We start from the raw sequence: 1,957 nt of genomic DNA, 5'->3' as shown, positions 1-1,957 counted from the left end.
CGCAGGTCGTGAAGCCACTTGGTGTAGGCGGCGCGGTCGAAGGACGCCCTGCGACCGCTGTCCACCAGCGCGGAATCGGCCGGCGCGCCGGCATTCGGGTGCAGGGCCTGGAGCGGGTTGACCAGGACGCAGGCGACGTCGCGGCGGGTGGCGAGCACCCGCAGCGTCCGCTCCGACATGTCGGCCAGGGTGAGCGTGTCGCGGGTCGGGACCGGGTTGCCGATGCCGGGCTGCACCTCGCCCCACCAACCGTGATAGGCGCCGCAGAGCCGCACAATCCGGCGCCGGCCGGTGTGGTAGCGGGCGAGTCGGACCGCCTGCATCACCGCCTCGGTGCCCGACATGTGGAACGAGACTTCGTCGAGTCCCGAGATCGCCTTCAGCCGCGCGACGTTGCCGGAGACGACCGGGTGCAGCGGCCCGAGGACGGGGCCGAGCGCCGCGACGCGGGTGGCGCCCTCCTCCAGACAGGCGCGGTAGAAATCGACGCCGAACAGATTCACGCCGTAGGAGCCGGCGAGGTCGTAGAACACGTTACCGTCGAGATCCGTGACGGTCACGCCCGCGGCGGACGCCGCGAAGGCGCCGGTCCCCAGATGCGCGCGCACGTGGCGGGCATACTGGAACGGCACCCGGTACAGCCCGGTGAATTGCAGATCCGAGAGACCGTCGCGCACCGCCTCGGTCTCGGCCCGCGTCCGGGCGAAGCGTGTCCGGAACCGGTCGGAGAGCCCGGCGAAACCCGCCTCGCGGCGCAGGGCCACCGCTTCGTCCGGTTCGTCCGACCGGAAGAAGGCGCGCTCCGAATAGGCGTAGTGCGGGATCAGCCCGGCGACGCGCCGGGCCATGCGGGCATGGCCGGTGAGCGAACGGTGCTTCGCCCGCGACAATTGCAGGCGCTCTGCCGCGCGCGGCAGGGCGAGAACCGCGGCGGCGGCGGTGGCGGACAGGGTGATGAAGAGCGCGGACATCGCCCCGCGCCCTATCGGAGACGGTTCACGGCATGATGACGGTTGCCCGATCCCGGTTGCGGGCGGTCCTGGCGCGGGTCGGCGCGCAGGAGGATCTCAATTTCCTTTTGACGAACCGCCTTCCGCGCCGGCTCGCCACCCGATTCATGGGCCGGTTCAGCCGGATCGAACAGCCGCTGGTGCGCGACCTCTCGATCGCGACGTGGCGGTTGTTCTGCGACGTCGATCTCAGCGACGCCGAGGAGACGCGCTTTCCCAGCCTTCACGCCGCCTTCGTGCGCGCCCTACGCCCCGACGCCCGGCCGGTTGCCCCCGATCCCGCAGTGCTCACCAGCCCCAGCGACGCGATCCTGGGCGCCCATGGCCGCATCGAAGCGGGACGCCTGTTTCAGATCAAGGGCCTGTCCTATCCGCTCGCCGATTTGCTCGGCGGCGATGTCACGCTGGCGCGCGCCCATGAAGGCGGCTGTTACGCCACCCTGCGGCTGACGGCCGGGATGTACCATCGGTTTCACGCGCCGCACGATCTGCGCGTCGAGTCGGTCCGGCACATCTGGGGGGATACCTGGAACGTGAATCCGATCGCGTTGAAGCGTGTCGAGGCGCTGTTCTGCCGGAACGAGCGCGCGATCCTGCGCCTGCGCCTCGCGGAAGGCGGCCATGCCGTGACCCTGGTGCCCGTGGCGGCCATCCTCGTGGCGGGCTTGCGCCTCGGCTTCTTGCCCGAAGGGCTTGCCCTGCGCGAGACCGGGGGGCGGACCTTGCCCAGCGCCGCGCATCTGGCGAAGGGCGCGGAGATGGGCTGGTTCGAGCACGGCTCCACCATCGTGGTGCTGGCACCGCCGGGCTTCACGCTCTGTCCGGAACTCTCCGTGGGGTCGCGTCTGCGCGTCGGCGAGCCCCTGATGCGCCTTCCGGAGCCGCCATCCGCTGACGATCTGCGCCGCCCTCGCCCGTACCTTACGCGCCGGGCTGGAGAAGCCGCG

At 71.1% G+C, this 1,957-nt stretch carries 2 protein-coding genes; one reads left to right on the top strand and one right to left on the bottom strand.

Features of this window, described 5'->3' with window-relative positions; all coding sequences use genetic code 11:
- On the bottom strand, positions 1–971 hold a 971-nt coding region (locus I53_RS00300), incomplete at its 3' end, for an aminotransferase class III-fold pyridoxal phosphate-dependent enzyme (protein WP_043345350.1).
- Between the two features lie 32 nt (positions 972–1,003).
- On the opposite strand from I53_RS00300, the gene asd reads away from it, so the two are divergent.
- Positions 1,004–1,957, top strand: a 954-nt coding sequence (gene asd, locus I53_RS00295; protein ID WP_251982163.1) for an archaetidylserine decarboxylase, incomplete at its 3' end; no start/stop codon positions are given.

The organism is Methylobacterium sp. B1, from assembly GCF_000333255.1.
Taxonomy (GTDB): domain Bacteria; phylum Pseudomonadota; class Alphaproteobacteria; order Rhizobiales; family Beijerinckiaceae; genus Methylobacterium; species Methylobacterium fujisawaense.
Note: the sequence above shows the minus strand (reverse complement) of the source record. Positions and strands in the feature narration are given on the sequence as shown.